Genomic DNA, 19,357 nt, shown 5'->3' with positions numbered 1-19,357 from the left:
CAGTGAAAAGGCGCATCCGCGCTTTTGTGATAAAGTCCGTGCATTCGCCGCCGCGAGCGGCAGAGAGCTTAGTGAGGCCAACATCATGATGGGATTAGCCGGCAAAAAAATTCTTCTTGGCGTGAGCGGCGGTATTGCTGCTTATAAAGCACCTGAGCTGGTGCGCCGCCTGCGCGATCGCGGTGCTGATGTCCGCGTGATGATGACAGAGGGGGCGAAAGCATTTATTACTCCGCTCAGCCTGCAGGCTGTCTCCGGCTATCCGGTATTTGACGATCTGCTTGATCCGGCAGCGGAGGCGGCGATGGGTCATATTGAACTGGCAAAATGGGCCGACCTTATTGTGCTGGCACCGGCCACTGCTGACCTGATTGCCCGTATTACTGCCGGTATGGCAAACGATCTGGTGACGACCGCCGTGTTAGCGACGGCCTCACCCGTGGCAGTGGTGCCCGCTATGAATCAGCAGATGTATCGTGCGGCGGTGACCCAGCATAACCTGCAGAGCCTGCAGGCGCGTGGCGTGCTGATTTGGGGACCGGACAGCGGCAGCCAGGCCTGCGGCGATGTCGGGCCGGGCCGGATGCTCGACCCGCTGGTGATTGTTGACCATGCGGTGCAGTGGGCTACGCCCGTCAACGATCTGCAACATCTCAACATTATGATTACCGCCGGTCCTACCCGTGAGGCGCTGGACCCGGTGCGCTACATCACTAACCACAGCTCCGGCAAAATGGGCTTTGCTATTGCCGCCGCCGCCGCCAGACGCGGTGCACAGGTCACGCTGGTCAGCGGCCCGGTCAACCTGTCTGCGCCAGCGGGTGTGCGGCGAATTGATGTGACCAGCGCGCTGGAGATGCAGGCCGCCGTCATGAGTGAGATAGATAAACAACATATTTTCATTGCAAGCGCAGCCGTGGCAGACTACCGGGCAGCCGATATTGCGGCCGATAAAATCAAGAAACAGGGCGGCGATGATAACGTCACGCTGAACCTGGTAAAGAATCCCGATATTGTTGCCGGCGTCGCTGCACTTCAGGAAAACCGGCCGTTCGTCGTTGGATTTGCTGCTGAAACACAGAATGTGGAAGAATACGCCCGGCAAAAACGGGTGCGCAAGAATCTGGATCTGATCTGCGCTAACGACGTCGCTAAAGCCGGACAGGGGTTTAATAGCGACACCAATGCTCTTCACCTTTTTTGGCAGGATGGAGAAAAACGCTTACCGCTCAGCGATAAGTCACTCCTTGGCCAACAATTAATAGACGAGATTGTCAGCCGTTATGATGAAAAAAATAGACGTTAAAATCCTGGATCCGCGCGTCGGCAAAGAGTTTCCACTGCCGACCTACGCGACTTCAGGTTCCGCTGGGTTAGATTTACGCGCCTGCATTGATGATGTTCTCGACATCGCACCAGGCACCACAACGCTGGTTCCGACCGGCCTGGCAATTCATATTGCCGACCCCGATCTGGCCGCTGTGATCCTGCCGCGCTCAGGCCTTGGCCATAAACATGGCATCGTGCTGGGCAACCTGGTGGGTCTGATTGACTCCGACTATCAGGGACAGCTGATGGTCTCGGTCTGGAATCGCGGCCAGGAAAGCTTCTCGCTGCAACCCGGCGATCGCATGGCACAACTGGTCTTTGTACCGGTGGTGCAGGCGGAATTTAACCTGGTCGAAGATTTCGACGCCAGCCTGCGCGGCGAAGGCGGCTTCGGCCACTCCGGTCGCCAGTAACCCGCATTACCGACTTTCACTTACGCCCGTTATTTTTTCCTCATCGCCACAGGACGCGTTCCTGTGGCAGATGCGTAGGTGTTGCCTGTTTTTAGGTGAATTTCAGGGGTCTTTAAGGTCATGGCAGAAAAAAAAGTCGCGAAGCGGAATCGTCGCGAAGAGATTTTGCAGGCGCTGGCGCAGATGCTGGAGTCGGGTGATGGCAGTCAGCGCATTACCACAGCCAAACTGGCAGCCACGGTGGGCGTTTCCGAAGCGGCGCTGTATCGTCACTTCCCGAGTAAGACACGAATGTTCGATAGCCTGATTGAGTTTATCGAAGACAGTCTGATTACCCGCATCAATCTGATCCTCAAGGATGAAAAAGAGACCATGACGCGTCTGCGTCTGATCGTGCAACTGATTCTGGGATTTGGTGAGCGTAATCCGGGACTGACGCGCATTCTGACCGGCCATGCATTGATGTTTGAGCAGGACCGACTGCAGGGACGCATCAATCAGCTGTTTGAGCGGATTGAAGTGCAGCTGCGACAGGTGATGCGGGAACGGAAAATGCGCGAGGGCAAAGCCTTTCAGGCTGATGAGGCGCTGCTGGCAAGTCAGTTGCTGGCATTCTGTGAGGGTTTACTGTCACGGTATGTCCGTTCTGAGTTTCGTTTCAGTCCTACCGCAGACTTTGAGGCTCGCTGGCCGCTGATTGCCGCCCAGCTGGCGTAAAGCGTAAAAGAAAGAGAAGGCGGGCATTGCGCCCGCCTCTGTTAAATCCCGTACGCTTTCTGATAGGCACGTACCTGAGCCAGATGATCGGCCATCTCAGGCTTCTCTTCCAGCCAGGCAATCAGGTCTGCCAGCGTTATAATCGCGGTCACTTTGCAGCCGTAATCACGTTCCACTTCCTGAATCGCCGACATTTCTCCGCGTCCACGCTCCTGACGATCAAGCGAGACCAGCACGCCTGCCAGAGTGGCGTTGTGCGCGCCGATAATATCCATCGACTCACGAATCGCGGTGCCTGCGGTGATCACATCGTCCACCAGCATCACTTTGCCCTGCAGCGGACTGCCAACCAGCAGGCCACCTTCGCCGTGATCTTTCGCTTCTTTACGGTTAAAGCAGTAAGGCACATCGCGGTCATGATGATCCGCCAGCGCCACCGCCGTGGTGGTGGCAATCGGAATGCCTTTATAGGCCGGGCCGAACAGCAGATCAAAATCAACAGCGCCATCCACCAGCGCCTGCGCGTAGAAGCGTCCCAGCAGCGCTAAATCCCGTCCGCTGTTAAACAGACCAGCATTAAAGAAATAGGGGCTTTTACGCCCGGACTTCAAAGTGAACTCACCGAACTTCAGCACCTGCTTGTTCAGGGCAAATTCAATAAACTGACGCTGCCAGGCTTTCATTTCTCACTCCTCAAATAAAGAAAAGGCGACTCTGAGGTCGCCTGTTACATCAATTTTCCAGCGCTGCTTTCTGCGCCTGAATTAATTCCTCAATTCCGCCCCGAGCCAGCGCCAGTAGCGTCAGCAACTCTTCATGGCTGAACGGTTCGCCTTCGGCAGTGCCCTGCACCTCGATCATGCGGCCATCTTCCAGCATCACGACGTTCATGTCGGTTTCTGCGGCTGAGTCTTCAACATACTCCAGATCGCACAGCGCTTCGCCTTTGACGATGCCCACTGAAATCGCCGCGACCATGCCCTTCATCGGGTTCGCTTTCAGTTTGCCGCTGGCCACCAGCTTGTTCAGCGCATCAGCCAGCGCCACGCAGGCTCCGGTGATTGATGCGGTGCGAGTGCCGCCATCGGCCTGGATCACGTCACAGTCGAGCGTAATAGTAAATTCACCCAGCGCTTTAAGATCAACCGCGGCGCGCAGTGAACGGGCGATCAGACGCTGAATCTCCAGCGTACGGCCGCCCTGCTTGCCTTTTGCGGCTTCACGCGCCATACGGCTGTGGGTCGAACGCGGCAGCATGCCATATTCGGCCGTTACCCAACCCTGGCCCTGGCCTTTGAGGAAACGCGGAACCCCTTCGTCTACCGAGGCAGTGCAAAGCACTTTCGTTTCGCCGAATTCCACCAGAACGGAACCCTCTGCGTGTTTGGTGTAATTGCGGGTCAATGTGACTGGACGCACCTGTTGTGCGCTACGGCCTGCTGGACGCATGGGTATTCTCCGGCTTGCTAATGATTGGCTGCGCATTATACGGACTTCCTTGTCCGCTGTCTCTTACGCTGGTCTGACGCAGGCATCAGATGAAATTCCCCGCCAGCTGTGGCTAAATGCGCGTTCCTTTCTCTCTGATAAAAAAGACATATGGCCGCCATTCTTCATTTCCTGCTGGCGCTGGTGGTGATCTTCGCCCTTGCGCTGCTGGTCAGTCATGACCGTAAACAGATTCGCCTGCGCTTTATTATTCAACTGATTGTGGTGGAAGCCGCGCTGGGTTGGTTCTTCCTTCACTCTGCCGGGGGTCTGGCGCTGGTCGGCTCGTTCGCCGGTTTCTTTGAGACGCTGCTGGGTTTTGCCGCACAGGGCACGGAGTTCGTGTTTGGCGGAATGAGCAAACAGGGGCTGGCATTTATCTTCCTTGGCGTGCTCTGCCCGATTGTCTTTATTTCGGCACTGATCGGCATATTGCAGCACTGGCGCATCCTGCCGCTGCTGATCCGTATTTTCGGGACGCTGCTGTCGAAGATTAACGGCATGGGCAAGCTGGAGTCGTTCAACGCCGTCAGCACGCTGATTCTTGGGCAGTCGGAAAACTTCATCGCTTATAAAGGGATTCTGGGTGATATCCCGCCGCGCCGGCTCTACACCATGGCAGCGACCGCGATGTCTACCGTTTCGCTGTCGATTGTCGGTGCTTATATGTCGATGATCGAACCGAAATATGTGGTTGCGGCACTGCTGCTTAACATGTTCAGCACCTTTATTATCCTGTCGATCATCAACCCGATGAAAAGCCAGGATGAGCAGCCTATCGCGCTGGATAAACTGCATGAAGAGCAGAGCTTCTTTGAGATGCTGGGTGAGTACATCCTGGCAGGCTTCAAAGTCGCGATGATTATTCTGGCCATGCTGATTGGCTTTATTGCCCTGATTGCTGCCGTCAACGCGCTGTTTGCGGCGGTGTTCGGCTACAGCTTCCAGCAACTGCTCGGCTACCTGTTCTATCCTCTGGCCTGGCTGATTGGCATTCCCAAAGCCGATGCCCTGCAGGCGGCCAGCATCATGGCAACCAAACTGGTGGCGAATGAGTTTGTGGCGATGATTGAACTGCAGAAAGTCGCGGCAGGCATGAGTGCGCGTGGACTGGGTATTCTGTCGGTGTTCCTGGTCTCGTTCGCTAACTTTGCCTCTATCGGCATTGTGGCGGGCGCAATAAAAGGCCTGAATGAGAAACAGGGAAATGTGGTTTCCCGTTTTGGCTGGAAGCTGGTCTATGGCTCCACGCTGGTCAGTCTGCTCTCCGCAGCCTTTGCCGGTCTGTTTATCTGATTATTCAACGGGCGGCAATTCTGCCGCCCGCTTTCGCCTTAGAATCCGACGCAGACGGGTGCATCCACCCGCATAACCGACTCCTGACCAAACCGTTTTTTATAGAGGCTGCGTAACGCCTCAATATCAACGTTGGTGGCGGGGTCGATCCCGTGGATCAGCATCAACGCCTTACTGTTCTCCCGTGCCAGCTGACCGTTCTCGCCCAGCCATTGCCCTTTGGCATCATAGACCGACAGGCCCGCTTTAAACCGTGGCGTGACCTCATTATCCACGAAGTTCATCCAGTCGAGTGAACTCACCCTGCCGCCATCAGGCTTGCTCAGTCCAAACCACAACGTGGTCTGCATCATCATGTCGCCACCCGCACAGATGGGTTGCGGTTTAGTGGGCGGCGAGTGGCGTGCCTGGCAACCTGCCAGCAGCAGAGCCATCACAACAGGAAGGGCAATAACGCGAGACATAGATCAGTCATCCTCACAAAGGGTCAATGGTCATCATAAGTGGCTGTCGCTGAAAGCGGAAATGGTTCGTTATTTTCCTGTGCGACGCTTATGCCTGTTATGCCGTGGCTCGCCTCGCTATACTTCACCCATCTTTCCGCAAATGAGTACCGCTTATGATCCGCAGTATGACCGCTTATGCCCGCAGCGAAGCCAAAGGCGAATGGGGCAGCGCCGCCTGGGAGCTGCGTTCCGTGAACCAGCGTTATCTGGAAACCTACATCCGCCTGCCGGAACAGTTTCGTGGGCTGGAGCCGGTTATCCGCGAGCGCATTCGCCAGCGTCTGACGCGCGGTAAAATTGAGTGCAACCTTCGTTATGATGCCGATCCCAGCGCACAGGGCGAACTGATGCTCAACGAAACGCTGGCGAAACAGCTGGTGCAGGCTGCCAACTGGGTAAAAATGCAGAGCGACGAAGGCGCGATTAATCCGCTGGATATTCTGCGCTGGCCGGGTGTGATGTCTGCGCAGGAACAGGATCTGGATGCCATCAACACCCAGTTGTTGCAGGCACTGGATGGTGCGCTTGATGACTTTATTGCGGCACGTGAAAGCGAAGGTACCGCCCTGAAAGCGATGATTGAGCAGCGTCTGGAAGGCGTCTCGCAGGAAGTCAGCAAAGTGCGCGCGCAGATGCCTGAGGTGATCAAATGGCAGCGTGAGCGGCTGGTCGCCAAACTGGAAGATGCTGAAGTCCAGCTGGAAAACAATCGCCTTGAGCAGGAATTGGTGATGATGGCGCAGCGTGTTGACGTTTCTGAAGAGCTGGATCGTCTGGATGCGCACGTTAAAGAGACTTACAACATCCTGAAAAAGAAAGAAGCAGTTGGCCGCCGTCTCGACTTTATGATGCAGGAGTTCAATCGTGAGTCGAACACGCTGGCTTCGAAGTCGATCAACGCCGAAATCACCACGTCAGCCATTGAACTGAAGGTGCTGATTGAGCAGATGCGCGAGCAGATTCAGAATATCGAGTAATTTCCACACCTGCACAGTACATCCCACAAGCCCATGTTAAATGGGCTTTTTTACTTTTCCATGATGCCCATATTCCACTGTCAAAGTTCAATGATTTTGGGAGTAAAGTGGGGAACTCGTCTGCTTAACCAGCTATAAATGAATAGTCAGAATGGTGTAGTCCTGAGTCTGGTTTAACAGGTCAGTTATATGGGTAACATTTTGTCCTGTGAGGTCAGGGATAGTCATTGGTCATAATGAAAGGTGGGACTTACACTCCTTCACTTTTCCGACCATGCCGTTTAGTATTACATCAGTCTGCTTAATACCTGCGACTGGTAGTTATATGAACAGGGCTGTAGCAAAGAAGCATTGGATTTTACAGATATGTCGATATTAGAATAATTTAGCATTCGATTAATTACATGATTTTTCAGGATGAAACATTAATATCACAAGGAAGTCATCATGCCAGCATTGAAGTTTCCTGCCACCATTTTTCAAACGAAGCACAAGTTTAATGACTACAGCACTGACGATATGAAGTGTGGAGATCTTAGTGAAAAGCAACTCAGAAGCGATTTGGGTTTGGATGATGTTTCTGATGTCATTGACCCTTGGACTGGAAAAGAAGTATCTATATTCAACTCCTTCCGGGATACCCGTCCAAAATCCAGAACAGAAATGGCTGAACTTCTTTTCAATGAGTTTCTTCGTGTTTCTATGCCTGCATATTATCTTGGACACCACCAAATATTCAACAATCTCGTAAAGCATCTTTACCACGGGAATGGGAAAAGTTATTCCAGCCCTTTTCTTGATAGTGCATATAAAAATCTAATTATTAGTCGGCAAACATCTCCGCTCTCACCACTTACAGTAATTAAGTCTTCATTAGATAAAATCATAGTTACTGGACAAAAAAGTTTATCAGATCCAGATATAGATTTAATAACACAAGCTATAAGAAATTCAATACTTCCTAAGTTCAATAGATGGGCTGACAGCTTCAATGGATTAGGAATGTCGATACATGATATTCATGCTACAAACATACAGATAAATCAACTTGATATAACTGATAACGGTTATGTAGCAAAAATAACATTTACAGGTCAAGACCATTTCGGTCTCGATAAATCTGACATCATGAATCCTAAATTTCATTTTATCAGAGCCTTTCGTATTTGGTTTGTTCTTCAAAGATGGGAACAATTTGCTTTCAAGCCTTTTTTAACCAATATGAAAGCAGAGTTTGAAATTAATAGCAGGAGAAACTAATGAGAATCAAAAAGGTTATCGTTTTTATTGTAGCATTGGCAATGTTAGCATTATTTTATGTTAGCTTCTTTAATTCTCCAAAAGTGCTTGCAATTCACAGTTCTGATACGAGAAAAGATTTTTTAGTTAAAAAAATTCCTTTCTCTGATACTGATAAAATAAAATGGTGGGATAACAATGGAGTCAAAACCATTTCTTCTCGTGAAACTTATAACATTTCAGTATGGAATTTTGATGGTAAGTATCAAAAGCTCGCTCCTAAAAACTCTGGTGCTTTTCCAGACCACGACACTGACTACTTACTGTGCTTTGATGACATGAAATCAGATGAGAATTGTATAGACAAGTCAAACTGGATCATGGACATCACTAAAACAAAAGATGGATACACTTACTACCGACTTGATGGCGAGTCTTACTATCGAAAACCTTCTGGTGAACTAGTCAAAGGTGAACGATTTACGACAACTATTAAGTGAGCATTTTAGCTAACCAGCTTGTAGCGGTGCTTACTGTAGAGTGGTTTGATGAGTAAAATTGAAAAATATCGCAAAAAAAATACCCAATTCATTGATATAAAAGACTAATTTTAAAAAAATCAATTTTCAGATTCAGAATATCGAGTAATATCCACTCAACAAAGCGCTCGCAGTAGCGCTTTGTTCCCCTTTCAGGCGCTGTCAGCACTTAAAGAGTTAACTCCTTCCGTCAATTGTTCTCTTTTTCAGCGCGGCCAGCATCAGAATCAGGTAAAGATAAATAAATAATCATTTCCAGACTGTTCCTGAAACGGCCTCGCTTACAATTAAAGCTTCTTTCAGGCCTAAACTAATTATTTGAAAAATAATGATTTTATATGATTAATGTACTTTTATAGCCGGTATTAACTCCTCTCCATGAAACAGGTCAATCCTGTAGATGCCGGAGTTTCCCTTTCTTTGAAGGCACTTTTTGATAAAATGTTGGTCGAAATCAGTACAGCTGTACCGCCTTAAGACTCATGGAAGTGCTCTTTGTGCGATGCATCCCTCTATCCCATGAAGGTTGTTAATGAAAAACACCGGAAAATTTAGCAGTTCGCTGCTGCATCCGCGTTATTGGTTTACCTGGTTTGGCCTTGGCGTACTCTGGCTGCTGGTCCAGCTCCCCTATCCTGTTCTTATGCGTCTCGGTGCCGGTGCCGGCAAAATCTCTCGCCATTTCCTGCAGCGCCGCGAGCGTATTACCCGTCGTAACATCGAACTCTGCTTTCCGGGCATCAGCGAAGAAAAAACAGAACATATGATTGCCGGCAATTTCGCGTCGCTTGGGATGGCGCTGGCTGAAACCGGTATTGCCTGGTTCTGGTCTGACCGTGCGGTAAGACGTCTGTTTAAAGTATCGGGAATGGAAAACCTGCATGCCGCGCAGAAAGAAAAGCGAGGCGTGATGCTGATTGGTGTGCATTTCATGTCACTGGAGCTGGGCGGCCGCATCAGCGGACTCTGTCAGCCAATGATGGCGATGTATCGCCCACACAATAACCAGGCGATGGAGTATGTGCAGACCAAAGGGCGGATGCGCTCAAATAAAGCGATGATCGACCGTCGTGATCTACGCGGTATGGTTAATGCCCTGAAACAGGGTGAATCGGTCTGGTTTGCGCCTGATCAGGATTACGGCCCCAAAGGCAGCACCTTTGCGCCGCTGTTTGCGGTGGAAAAAGCCGCCACGACTAACGGGACTTTTGTTCTGTCGCGTCTGGCGAAGCCAGCGATGGTGCCGATTATGCTGATTCGTAATCCAGGAAATGATGGCTACCATTTGATCATCGAACCGATGCTGGAAAATTATCCTCATACGGACGAGGCTGCAGCTGCAGCTTATATGAACAAAGTGATCGAAAATCAGATCCTTCGCGCACCCGAACAGTATCTTTGGCTGCATCGTCGCTTCAAAACCCGGCCACCGGGTGAAGAGTCGCTCTACGTCTGAGTTAACTGATAAAGCAGGCCTCGCGCCTGCTTTGTTGTTTTAATCTGCTGAACGACATCTGCTCTACGTCCACTCTCTCATCCTCGTTTGCTGTGCTCTCATACTGACTCTGCCGTTATAGCTACCACTGCAGTTTCAGCTGTTCAGCACACCTGTCTGCGTCCGGCAGGCTGGTATCAAAGAGATAATTAAGGAATGATGAATCCCCTTACCTCGTCAATGCCGGACAATCTTATGGATATCAACGATACACAGCAGTGGCAGCGTCCGCTGATTGATGATCGCCTTACGCCCTATATTGAAGTGGATGCAGAGCGCCTGGAGCAGAACCTGCAGCATATGCAGCGCAAAGCCAGTGCGGCAGGCGTCGCGTTGCGACCGCATATCAAAACGCATAAAAGCGTCTGGATTGCGCAGCGTCAGATCGCGTCCGGCGCCCAGGGTGTTACCGTCTCAAAGCCCAGCGAAGGCATCAGTTTTATTCAGGGCGGCGTTCGTGATCTGCTATTAGCCTACCCGATTGTGCAACCGCAAAGCGTGGCTGAATTGCTGCGCCACGCCGTGCTTCATCAGGTAAAGCTCATCCTGATTGCGGACAGGCTGCAGGGCGTAGCGGCTATTGCTGATGCCTGTCAGCAGCAACCGGAATGCGACCTTGCGGTAGCGATTAAGGTTGATGTTGGATTACATCGGATAGGTGTCAATCCTGATACAGATGAAGCGGTGCTGATTGCTCAGGCGCTGCAGGACAAAGGGTTACGCTTTGCCGGATTAGTGTCACATGCCGGCCACGCTTATGGTGCCGGTAATGCCGCGGCCATTGCGGATGTCGCCCGGCAGGAAACGGCATTGATGCAGCAAGTACAGGCAAAACTGCAGGCGGCTGGTTTTACCGACTGCCCACTCTCTGTAGGTTCAACGCCTACGGCGCTGGCAGCAGAGATTGCACCCTGCATGAATGAAATCCGGCCCGGAAACTATGCACTACTGGACCTTACCGCCTGCCGTCTCGGATTAAGTCACGTCGATCAGCTGGCAATGAGCGTCATTACCCGTGTCGTGGCGGTGAACGATCATTTCGCGATTGTGGATGCCGGGTCAAAAATGCTGAGTTCGGATAAAGGACCACACGGCACCAATGCCAGCGGCTTTGGTGTGGCAGCCGACAAAGCGGGTCATACTTATGAAGTGGCAAAATTATCTGAGGAGCACGGTTTTCTGCTTTATCAGGATCGCCGCCCTGAAATCGGCACGCTGCTGCGTATCTTCCCTAATCACAGTTGTGCCGTGATGGCGCAGTCGGACAGCTTTGTTTTGCGGCACGCAAACGGCCATAGCGAAGATCATGTGGTTTCTGCGCGCGGCAATTTCATTTGAGTCAGTGGCAGACAGCATCATCCGTTGTCTGCCATTTGTACGAAACCCTTTCAACACCACACTTCTGCTGTTACAACGTTTTAACAAGCCTGGCCTCATGCTTTAATGCTTTTTTAGCTTATTCACCGGAGGTTACATGCTCTCCTCTCGCACTCTGAGCCTGACGATTCCACGTCACTGGTTAGATCTTTATGAAACCATCTGGAAGCCAGAGTTTTTCCCAAAGTGGGCTTCCGGGCTGACGCACAGTGCGTTAGAACCCGATGGCAATCGCTGGCGTGCTAAAGGCCCCCAGGGCAATGTGAAGATCCGGTTCTCGCCACATAATCCGTTTGGGGTAATGGATCACTGGATTGATAGCGGCTCGGGAAAGGAGATCTACGTACCGATGCGCGTGATAGCAAACGAACAGGGCGCCGAGGTGATGGTAACGGTTTATCGCCAGCCATTTACTTCAGATGAGAAATTTAAGCAGGATATTGAATGGGTTAGCAACGATCTTGAGAAACTCAACCAGCTTCTTACACAATAAATCAATGACTTAGCGCGCCTTTTTCTCTGCATTTATCACTGGCCGCTAATGAAAAAAAATAGAAAAACTTTCGACGATAAAGCATAAAGCGCTTATCTGATTACTCATCATCCTTACGCATTTATCACCAACCCTGCTTAAGCATCGTTGCCAGGAAAAATCCTGGCAAAATCCTCTGAAAGGCAGGCGACCCCCTCTGATTTCGGGCCTCCTGGTTTGCCGCACAAACAATTTCTGACTTACCTATACATTAATCATTAACAATCGTTTATTAGCAATCTGCTGGGGATTTAATATTTATCATGCATAAAGTGAAACCATTTATTTCTGCGGTCACGTAATCAGACTTTTCTTATGGTGTTAAATTAAATAAAACAATGTATAAATCATTCCACACACAGCAATACCCATAATGATAAAGCAGGAAAAAAGTCATGGACCGCTCAGCGTATCCTTTGTTATCAGAAAAAGAATGCGTTGAGATTGCCGCAAGGATGCTGGCAGGAGAATATAAAACTACAACAGGATTTATTCGTGATCTGGCGGAATTCTTTTTCGCTGCAGGGAATTCCGCCATGACACGAAAAAGCAATTTTACCAGGGATATCTTTTTTATCCAGGCATCATTTGATTGAACCCATAATAACATGGCAAGCCTGTAAAGCGTTTTCAGGACTTCGGCCGGAAAAATTGCACTAACTAACGGTGTTACAGCAACCTCTCCTTGCCGTTACACAACTATTTAATTCTCACAGAGTCGATGGACTCTAACGAGTATATTATGGCAATACGTGAAAGCAGTCTGAATGGCGCAAAATGGTCTCTGCTCTCTTCAATCAAAATTATTGGCATCGGCGTATTACAACTCTCGTTGCTGGCGCAGATTCTGCAGGCGAATGAGCTCAATCTGCTGGCGATCGCCGTGATAGCTTTACTGGCTATCGATACTCTGGCCGATCGGGGCTTCTCAAATACGCTGATCCGCCGCTCGATTCTCTCTATCAATGACCTCTCCACGATCTACTGGGGTAATATGTTGATGGGGGTCGCGGTGTTTGGTCTGTTATTTACTGGCAGCCACCTGCTGACCAGCCTTTTTGATCAACCTGAACTGGCATTAATGCTGCAGATGGTCTCAGTGGTGTTTATTATCATCCCACAGGGTCAGCATTACCGTGCGATATTACAGCGCGAAAAACAATATACCCGTATCGCTTTTGCTGAAACCTCCTCGGTATTAGCCGGACTTGCCGTCACCTTATTTACCGTCTGGCTGACCCCTTCAGTATTGTGTGCGATCTGGGGTTACCTGGCGATGGCATCCATTCGTATGCTGATTTATTGCTACTATGGTCGTTCATGGTTCCAGCCGGAATACCGTTTTAGCCTGAATGCATTTTCTAAAATTCGTGCAAGAAACAAATAATAAAATAAGTCTGTATGGTGGGCTCTGAGCATCCGAAACGATGCGTTGGCGTGCTGTTAACCAGCACGCCTTTTCTTTTTATTTATTCTGTCGCAATATTTACCTGATCGATTCTTTTCCCGCAGCATCCAGCCCTTTTTTATCTCCTGTATAAACTGGTTTTCGACCAGCGGCTATCTGGCGATCGTCGTCAGTTCACCGCCCGCCCTGGGTCGGAAAACCCCGCGCCGGAACGCGCAAACCCTCTGTACGTTGTTTCCTCTCAACTTTTTCAATCACCTGCTGCAGGCCCTTCGCAAAAAAGTCTTTCTATGATGACGCCAGCGCTGGCTGGTATAAACTGCGCTCATCCCGGACGCCGATCGCCAGAAAAGCTCAGTCGCCGTCTCTCAGGCAATACCGTAGTCTTGCCGCCGTCTTACTGGAGTCTGCTATGTTACTGACCGTTCTCTACATTATTGGTATTACTGCTGAAGCCATGACGGGTGCGCTGGCGGCGGGGCGTCGCAAAATGGATCTGTTCGGTGTCATCATTATCGCGTCCGTGACCGCCATTGGTGGCGGTTCGGTGCGCGACATCCTGCTGGGTCACTATCCGCTGGGCTGGGTGAAACATCCCGAATACATCATGATTGTTGCAGCGGCGGCGGTAGTGACCACTTTCCTGGCACCCCTGATGACGCATCTGCGCAAAGTGTTTCTGGTGCTCGATGCGTTAGGACTGGTGGTCTTTTCTATTATCGGCGCGCAGGTTGCGCTCGATTCAGGACACGCCATGATTATTGCCGCGATAAGTGCGGTCATTACCGGCGTCTTTGGCGGCGTGCTGCGTGACATGTTCTGTAATCGCATTCCGCTGGTGTTTCAGAAGGAACTCTACGCCGGTATCGCTTTCGCCTCTGGCTGGATGTATATCCTGCTGCTGAAAACCACACTGGCGCATGAAGCGGTGATTATCATTACCCTGTTGTTCGGATTCTTCGCCCGTTTACTGGCGCTGCGCTTCCGTCTTGGTTTGCCGATTTTCAACTATCCCCATCCCGAGCATTGAGGATGCGGGAATTCCCTGCTGTCTCAGAAAAGCGATCAGCGTCTGCAGGCGGGCATCATGGAACTGCGCAACCAGGCGCTTTGCCAGCGCCGCACCGACACCCGGTAAAGCTTGCCAGTCCCTGACATCCCGCTGCGTTAAGCTCTCCCACTGCTGATCGGGCAGCGCATTGAGGGCCTTCCGCGGCAGTGAAACACCTAAGGCATCCACCCAGCGACGAAGCGGCTGCTGACGGGTGAGATTAAAACGGTGCCAGAGCTGACCCGCCCGCTCCCGAGAGAGGCCCGTTGCGGCGGCGATCTGTTCCGGTGTTAACGTCAGCCAGCCGAACAGGTGCGTCATACTGCCGGTTTCCAGTAAGTGCAGCCAGGTGCTGCGCTCAACGCCAGGAATATTCAGTACCGTTTTCTGACTGAGCCAGCGTAATTTTGCCAGTAGCTGCTTCTGGCATTCAGCGCTGAAGGTGTAACAACTCAGCGGCGTGTAGCGCGACGCGTCGGGAGGCTGAGGATAGTGCCGCTCTGCCACGCGCCAGATCACCCGCTCCAGCCGGGGAATGCCCTGGCCTGCCAGACTCAGTGTGATGACATCTCCCGCCACGATATCGCTCTCCTGCCAGCGACGCAGCGATCCAACATTGACCCGCCTGACCGTCTTATCATCCAGCTGTACCGGCTGCAGATTAAGTACCGCGGCTATCTTCCCGGTTCGGCCGACTGGAAAATCGACGGAGAGCACTTCAGCGCTGACTTCCGGAGGCTGATATTTCCAGGCAACGGCCCATGTTCCCTCTCCAGGCAGCCAGTTTTTGCCCGCAGGTCGCAGGCTCTGATGAACGACGACACCGTCAGTGACAAAGGGCAGCTCAGCATGAAACCAGCGCTCCCGCCACGCTGCAACCTCCTCTTCGTCTTTAACGCTGTGGCTCCATTTTGCGGCAACGCCCAGTCCCCAGCGGCTGAGTTGCTGAAGGCGTTCCCTCATCGTGGCGGGGCCATCTGGCCAGGCCCAGATAAAAATATCGAGCGAGTCCAGCAGAGGAACCCGCTGCTTGCTCATCATGGCGCCTGCTACCTGTGAGCGCGCATTCCTGCCGCCATGAACCGCCTGCTGATGACCGGTCATCGACAGAAACAGCTCACCCTGCAGCACAACCTCTTCAAGTCCGGTCTCGATCTGCAGCGGAATCGCAGGGATCCAGGCGGCTTTAGCCAGCCACTCTTCACCGCGTAATCCATCACCACGACTCAACAGTGAAACCAGTCTGCCGTGGCGATAAACCAGGGAAACGGCAATGCCATCCACTTTCGGCTGCACCCAGAGATCGTGCCGCCCCTGCATCCAGTAAGCCAGGGCCAGCTTGTCGCGCATCTTTTTTACGCCCGTGTGGGCGACCGGATGCAGGTGCTCACCCTCACCCGGCAGTTGCGGTACGTAAGCAGGCTGCGGAGGGTTAAAGCAGTGCTGCCAGTGATTCAGTCGCTGCTGCAGACTGTCATAATCTGCATCAGCCACCGGACTCTGCCCCTGACGATAGTAAGCATCATCCCAATGCTGCAGCTGCTGTTGCAGACGACGGATCTCTTCTGTCGCCCGGGTGGGAGTCCAGACCGGACAAAGGGCGCTATGCGCAGGCCATAGGACGATCCACAGAGCAGCCGCAAACAGCGGCCAGCCGAATCCTTTCATGATCTCTCTCCTGACGTTTTGCAGCATTCAATACCGGTGCTTCAGCGTCAGCCAGAGGTGATGTTCAGCTATGGAAGGAATGCCGTCGCAATCAGGGGATAATTACAGTCGTCCGACAGAGATTTGCGCGAAGATGCGCAAAAGTTGGGTGTTGCCGCTGCGCAAACGCTGCGTGGCGGCGGGAAGCTGTGTATACTGTGCAGGAAATCGACTCCGCTTTTAATCAATTCAAGAAAACCATGGCTCAAGGCACGCTCTATATTGTTTCTGCTCCCAGCGGCGCAGGTAAATCCAGCCTGATTCAGGCGCTGTTAAAGACCCAGCCGTTGTATGATACGCAGGTCTCTGTTTCGCACACGACGCGCGGTATGCGTCCGGGTGAAACCCATGGCGAACATTACTTTTTTGTTGAGAAGCATGAATTTGAGCAGATGATCGCGGAAGAGGCTTTCCTCGAACATGCCAAAGTTTTCGACAACTATTACGGTACCTCGCGCCATGCTATTGAGCAGGTGCTGGCAACTGGCGTTGACGTGTTTCTCGACATCGACTGGCAGGGTGCGCAGCAAATTCGCACCAAAATGCCTGGCGCACGCAGCATCTTTGTTTTGCCGCCTTCGAAAGAAGAGCTCGATCGCCGTCTGCGCGGTCGTGGCCAGGACAGCGAAGAGGTGATCACGCGTCGCATGGCTCAGGCGGTAGCGGAAATGAGCCACTACGCCGAGTATGACTATTTAATTGTGAATGATGATTTCGATCTGGCGCTGTCCGATCTGAAAACCATTATTCGCGCAGAACGTCTGCGTATGGCGCGCCAGAAGGCGCGTCACGATGCTTTAATCAGCAAACTGTTGGCAGTCTGAATACAGTTTCAGTATGATGCGCAGTCATTTCTTCATCTGTGGAGTAGCACACCTATGGCACGCGTAACCGTTCAGGACGCAGTAGAAAAAGTTGGTAATCGTTTTGACCTGGTGTTGGTCGCTGCACGTCGTGCACGTCAGATGCAGGTAGGCGGCAAAGATCCACTGGTTCCGGAAGAGAACGATAAACCTACCGTTATCGCCCTGCGCGAAATCGAAGAAGGTTTGGTCACCAATCAGATTTTAGATGTGCGTGATCGTCAGGAACAGCAAGAGCAGGAAGCCGCTGAGTTACAGGCCGTTACCGCTATCGCTGAAGGTCGTCGTTAACAGCCACCTGCAGGTCGCCCTTGTATCTGTTTGAAAGTCTCAATCAACTGATTGAAAAATACTTGCCAGAGGAGCAGATCAAGCGCCTCCAGCAAGCCTACCTTGTCGCACGTGATGCCCACGAGGGACAGACACGCTCCAGCGGTGAGCCTTATATCACCCATCCGGTTGCCGTGGCCTGTATTCTGGCGGAAATGAAGCTCGACCATGAAACTCTCATGGCCGCGCTGCTGCATGACGTGATCGAAGATACGCCTGCCACTTACCAGGACATGGAACAACTGTTCGGTAAAAGCGTGGCGGAACTGGTCGAAGGCGTTTCCAAGCTGGATAAGCTGAAATTCCGCGACAAGAAAGAAGCGCAGGCAGAGAACTTCCGCAAGATGATTATGGCGATGGTGCAGGATATCCGCGTCATTCTCATCAAGCTGGCTGACCGCACCCACAATATGCGCACTCTCGGCGCATTACGCCCGGACAAACGTCGCCGCATCGCGCTGGAAACGTTAGAGATTTACAGTCCGCTGGCGCACCGCCTGGGTATTCATCATCTTAAAACAGAGCTGGAAGAGCTCGGTTTTGAGGCCCTCTATCCGAACCGTTATCGGGTCATTAAAGAGGTGGTGAAAGCCGCGCGCGGTAATCGTAAAGAGATGATCCAGAAGATTCTTTCTGAGATCGACGGCCGTTTGCAGGAAGCGGGCATTCCCTGCCGCGTCAGCGGGCGTGAAAAGCATCTTTACTCGATTTACCGCAAAATGACGCTGAAAGAGCAGCGTTTTCACTCGATCATGGATATCTATGCCTTTCGCGTCATCGTGAAAGATCTGGATACCTGCTATCGCGTTCTGGGCCAGATGCACAGTTTGTATAAACCGCGTCCGGGCCGCGTCAAAGATTACATTGCCATCCCCAAAGCGAACGGCTATCAATCGCTCCATACCTCAATGATTGGTCCGCACGGCGTGCCGGTCGAAGTACAGATTCGCACCGAGGATATGGATCAGATGGCGGAAATGGGGGTCGCTGCGCACTGGGCTTATAAACAGGCGGGCGAAAGTGGCACCACCGCACAGATTCGCGCTCAGCGCTGGCTGCAAAGCCTGCTGGAGCTGCAACAGAGTGCGGGCAGTTCGTTTGAATTTATTGAAAGCGTGAAGTCCGATCTCTTTCCCGATGAGATCTACGTCTTTACACCTGAAGGCCGCATTGTTGAGCTGCCAACCGGTGCGACGCCGGTGGATTTCGCTTATGCGGTCCACACCGATATCGGCCATGCCTGCGTTGGCGCACGCGTTGACCGCCAGCCTTATCCGCTGTCGCAAACCCTGACCAGCGGTCAGACGATTGAAATCATCACCGCGCCAGGCGCCCGTCCTAACGCCGCCTGGCTCAACTTTGTCGTCAGCTCCAAAGCCCGCGCAAAAATTCGTCAGCTGCTGAAAAACCTCAAGCGCGAAGACTCCGTTAATCTGGGTCGCCGCCTGCTCAGCCATGCGCTGGGCGGCAGCCGTAAACTGGCTGAGATTCCGCCTGAGAATATCAGGCAGGAGCTGGATCGTATGAAGCTGACCTCGCTTGACGATCTGCTGGCAGAAATCGGTCTGGGCAATGCGATGAGCGTAGTGGTGGCGAAGAACCTGTTGCAGGCTGACAGCAACGCCATCAGCAGCAACAGCAAGCGCGGTAAACTGCCGATCAAAGGTGCAGATGGCGTGTTGATTACCTTCGCCAAATGCTGCCGTCCGATTCCCGGTGACCCGATTGTTGCCCATGTCAGTCCCGGCAAAGGGCTGGTGGTGCATCATGAATCCTGTCGGAATATTCGCGGCTACCAGAAAGAGCCTGAAAAATTCATGCCGGTCGAGTGGGATAAAGTCACCGAGCAGGAGTTCGTGGCGGAAATCAAAGTCGACATGTTTAACCATCAGGGCGCACTGGCTAACCTGACGGCGGCAATCAACACGGCCGGTTCCAATATTCAGAGCCTGAATACCGAAGAGCGTGATGGCCGCGTTTACAGCGCATTTATCCGCCTGACCGCACGTGATCGCGTCCATCTGGCGAATATCATGCGTAAAATTCGCGTGATGCCGGATGTGATCAAAGTCCATCGTAACCGTAATTAG

General features: G+C 52.0%; 20 protein-coding genes. 16 read left to right on the top strand and 4 right to left on the bottom strand.

Annotation, left to right across the window (positions count from 1 at the left end; all coding sequences use genetic code 11):
• Nucleotides 1–85: 85 nt before the first annotated feature.
• The 3 genes from coaBC (at nucleotide 86) to slmA (ending at nucleotide 2,459) form a co-directional block, all read left to right on the top strand.
• Entirely contained in the window at nucleotides 86–1,306 is a 1,221-nt protein-coding gene (gene coaBC / locus ACXKZD_RS00610; RefSeq protein ID WP_029519510.1) for a bifunctional phosphopantothenoylcysteine decarboxylase/phosphopantothenate--cysteine ligase CoaBC, read from the top strand.
• Nucleotides 1,284–1,742, top strand: a complete 459-nt coding sequence (gene dut / locus ACXKZD_RS00605; protein WP_022624903.1) for a dUTP diphosphatase — start codon at nucleotides 1,284–1,286, stop codon at nucleotides 1,740–1,742. The genes coaBC and dut overlap by 23 nt, the downstream gene beginning before the upstream one ends.
• Nucleotides 1,743–1,862: 120 nt before the next feature.
• A complete protein-coding gene (slmA, locus tag ACXKZD_RS00600) occupies nucleotides 1,863–2,459 on the top strand; it encodes a nucleoid occlusion factor SlmA (protein ID WP_192034182.1) in 597 nt (198 codons plus the stop codon).
• Nucleotides 2,460–2,500: 41 nt separating this feature from the next.
• Here the strand turns inward: slmA and pyrE are convergent, their stop codons facing one another.
• Entirely contained in the window at nucleotides 2,501–3,142 is a 642-nt protein-coding gene (gene pyrE, locus ACXKZD_RS00595; RefSeq protein ID WP_031591887.1) for an orotate phosphoribosyltransferase, read from the bottom strand.
• Between the two features lie 49 nt (nucleotides 3,143–3,191).
• Complete coding sequence (gene rph, locus ACXKZD_RS00590; protein WP_010258378.1) at nucleotides 3,192–3,908, bottom strand: ribonuclease PH; 717 nt, start codon at nucleotides 3,906–3,908, stop codon at nucleotides 3,192–3,194.
• 150 nt (nucleotides 3,909–4,058) lie between these two features.
• On the opposite strand from rph, the gene ACXKZD_RS00585 reads away from it, so the two are divergent.
• Nucleotides 4,059–5,243, top strand: a complete 1,185-nt coding sequence (locus ACXKZD_RS00585; RefSeq protein ID WP_031591888.1) for a NupC/NupG family nucleoside CNT transporter — start codon at nucleotides 4,059–4,061, stop codon at nucleotides 5,241–5,243.
• 38 nt (nucleotides 5,244–5,281) lie between these two features.
• Here the strand turns inward: ACXKZD_RS00585 and ACXKZD_RS00580 are convergent, their stop codons facing one another.
• Nucleotides 5,282–5,707 (bottom strand): DUF3574 domain-containing protein, encoded by a 426-nt coding sequence (locus ACXKZD_RS00580; protein WP_010672099.1) that lies wholly within the window; start codon nucleotides 5,705–5,707, stop codon nucleotides 5,282–5,284.
• 155 nt (nucleotides 5,708–5,862) lie between these two features.
• Between ACXKZD_RS00580 and ACXKZD_RS00575 the strand changes: the two genes are divergently transcribed.
• The 9 genes from ACXKZD_RS00575 to ACXKZD_RS00535 all read left to right on the top strand — a co-directional run bounded on the left by ACXKZD_RS00575 (nucleotide 5,863) and on the right by ACXKZD_RS00535 (nucleotide 14,346).
• Nucleotides 5,863–6,726 (top strand): YicC/YloC family endoribonuclease, encoded by an 864-nt coding sequence (locus ACXKZD_RS00575; RefSeq protein WP_010258384.1) that lies wholly within the window; start codon nucleotides 5,863–5,865, stop codon nucleotides 6,724–6,726.
• Between the two features lie 447 nt (nucleotides 6,727–7,173).
• On the top strand, nucleotides 7,174–7,986 hold the full coding sequence (locus ACXKZD_RS00570) for a DUF3289 family protein (protein ID WP_061704401.1): 813 nt from the start codon (nucleotides 7,174–7,176) through the stop codon (nucleotides 7,984–7,986).
• Nucleotides 7,986–8,465, top strand: a complete 480-nt coding sequence (locus ACXKZD_RS00565) for a DUF943 family protein (protein WP_061704400.1) — start codon at nucleotides 7,986–7,988, stop codon at nucleotides 8,463–8,465. The genes ACXKZD_RS00570 and ACXKZD_RS00565 overlap by 1 nt, the downstream gene beginning before the upstream one ends.
• 571 nt (nucleotides 8,466–9,036) lie before the next feature.
• Nucleotides 9,037–9,960 carry a kdo(2)-lipid IV(A) palmitoleoyltransferase gene (gene lpxP, locus ACXKZD_RS00560; RefSeq protein WP_031591897.1) on the top strand — a complete coding sequence of 308 codons (924 nt, stop codon included), beginning with the start codon at nucleotides 9,037–9,039 and terminating at the stop codon, nucleotides 9,958–9,960.
• A gap of 234 nt (nucleotides 9,961–10,194) precedes the next feature.
• A complete protein-coding gene (locus ACXKZD_RS00555; RefSeq protein WP_060681378.1) occupies nucleotides 10,195–11,337 on the top strand; it encodes an alanine racemase in 1,143 nt (380 codons plus the stop codon).
• A gap of 136 nt (nucleotides 11,338–11,473) precedes the next feature.
• Nucleotides 11,474–11,869 (top strand): hypothetical protein, encoded by a 396-nt coding sequence (locus ACXKZD_RS00550; RefSeq protein WP_010258391.1) that lies wholly within the window; start codon nucleotides 11,474–11,476, stop codon nucleotides 11,867–11,869.
• Between the two features lie 434 nt (nucleotides 11,870–12,303).
• On the top strand, nucleotides 12,304–12,504 hold the full coding sequence (locus tag ACXKZD_RS00545; protein ID WP_060681361.1) for a hypothetical protein: 201 nt from the start codon (nucleotides 12,304–12,306) through the stop codon (nucleotides 12,502–12,504).
• 146 nt (nucleotides 12,505–12,650) lie between these two features.
• Entirely contained in the window at nucleotides 12,651–13,295 is a 645-nt protein-coding gene (locus tag ACXKZD_RS00540; protein WP_010258395.1) for an oligosaccharide flippase family protein, read from the top strand.
• Nucleotides 13,296–13,728: 433 nt separating this feature from the next.
• On the top strand, nucleotides 13,729–14,346 hold the full coding sequence (locus tag ACXKZD_RS00535) for a trimeric intracellular cation channel family protein (RefSeq protein ID WP_010258398.1): 618 nt from the start codon (nucleotides 13,729–13,731) through the stop codon (nucleotides 14,344–14,346).
• On the opposite strand, the gene ligB is transcribed toward ACXKZD_RS00535, so the two are convergent.
• Nucleotides 14,284–16,035, bottom strand: coding sequence for an NAD-dependent DNA ligase LigB (ligB, locus tag ACXKZD_RS00530; RefSeq protein ID WP_060681363.1), 1,752 nt, complete (start codon nucleotides 16,033–16,035; stop codon nucleotides 14,284–14,286). The two genes, ACXKZD_RS00535 and ligB, sit on opposite strands and share 63 nt — an antisense overlap.
• A 239-nt stretch (nucleotides 16,036–16,274) precedes the next feature.
• Here ligB and gmk point away from each other — a divergent pair, with 239 nt between their 5' ends.
• From gmk to spoT, 3 genes are read left to right on the top strand one after another with little or no spacing between them, the layout of a single operon-like run.
• Nucleotides 16,275–16,898, top strand: coding sequence for a guanylate kinase (gene gmk, locus ACXKZD_RS00525; RefSeq protein ID WP_010258405.1), 624 nt, complete (start codon nucleotides 16,275–16,277; stop codon nucleotides 16,896–16,898).
• A 54-nt stretch (nucleotides 16,899–16,952) separates the two neighbouring features.
• Nucleotides 16,953–17,228, top strand: a complete 276-nt coding sequence (gene rpoZ / locus ACXKZD_RS00520; protein ID WP_003851346.1) for a DNA-directed RNA polymerase subunit omega — start codon at nucleotides 16,953–16,955, stop codon at nucleotides 17,226–17,228.
• A gap of 20 nt (nucleotides 17,229–17,248) precedes the next feature.
• On the top strand, nucleotides 17,249–19,357 hold the full coding sequence (gene spoT, locus ACXKZD_RS00515; protein ID WP_010258411.1) for a bifunctional GTP diphosphokinase/guanosine-3',5'-bis pyrophosphate 3'-pyrophosphohydrolase: 2,109 nt from the start codon (nucleotides 17,249–17,251) through the stop codon (nucleotides 19,355–19,357).

The organism is Pantoea sp. ABR1s, assembly GCF_057812235.1.
This window is presented reverse-complemented; position numbering and strand designations above follow the sequence as displayed.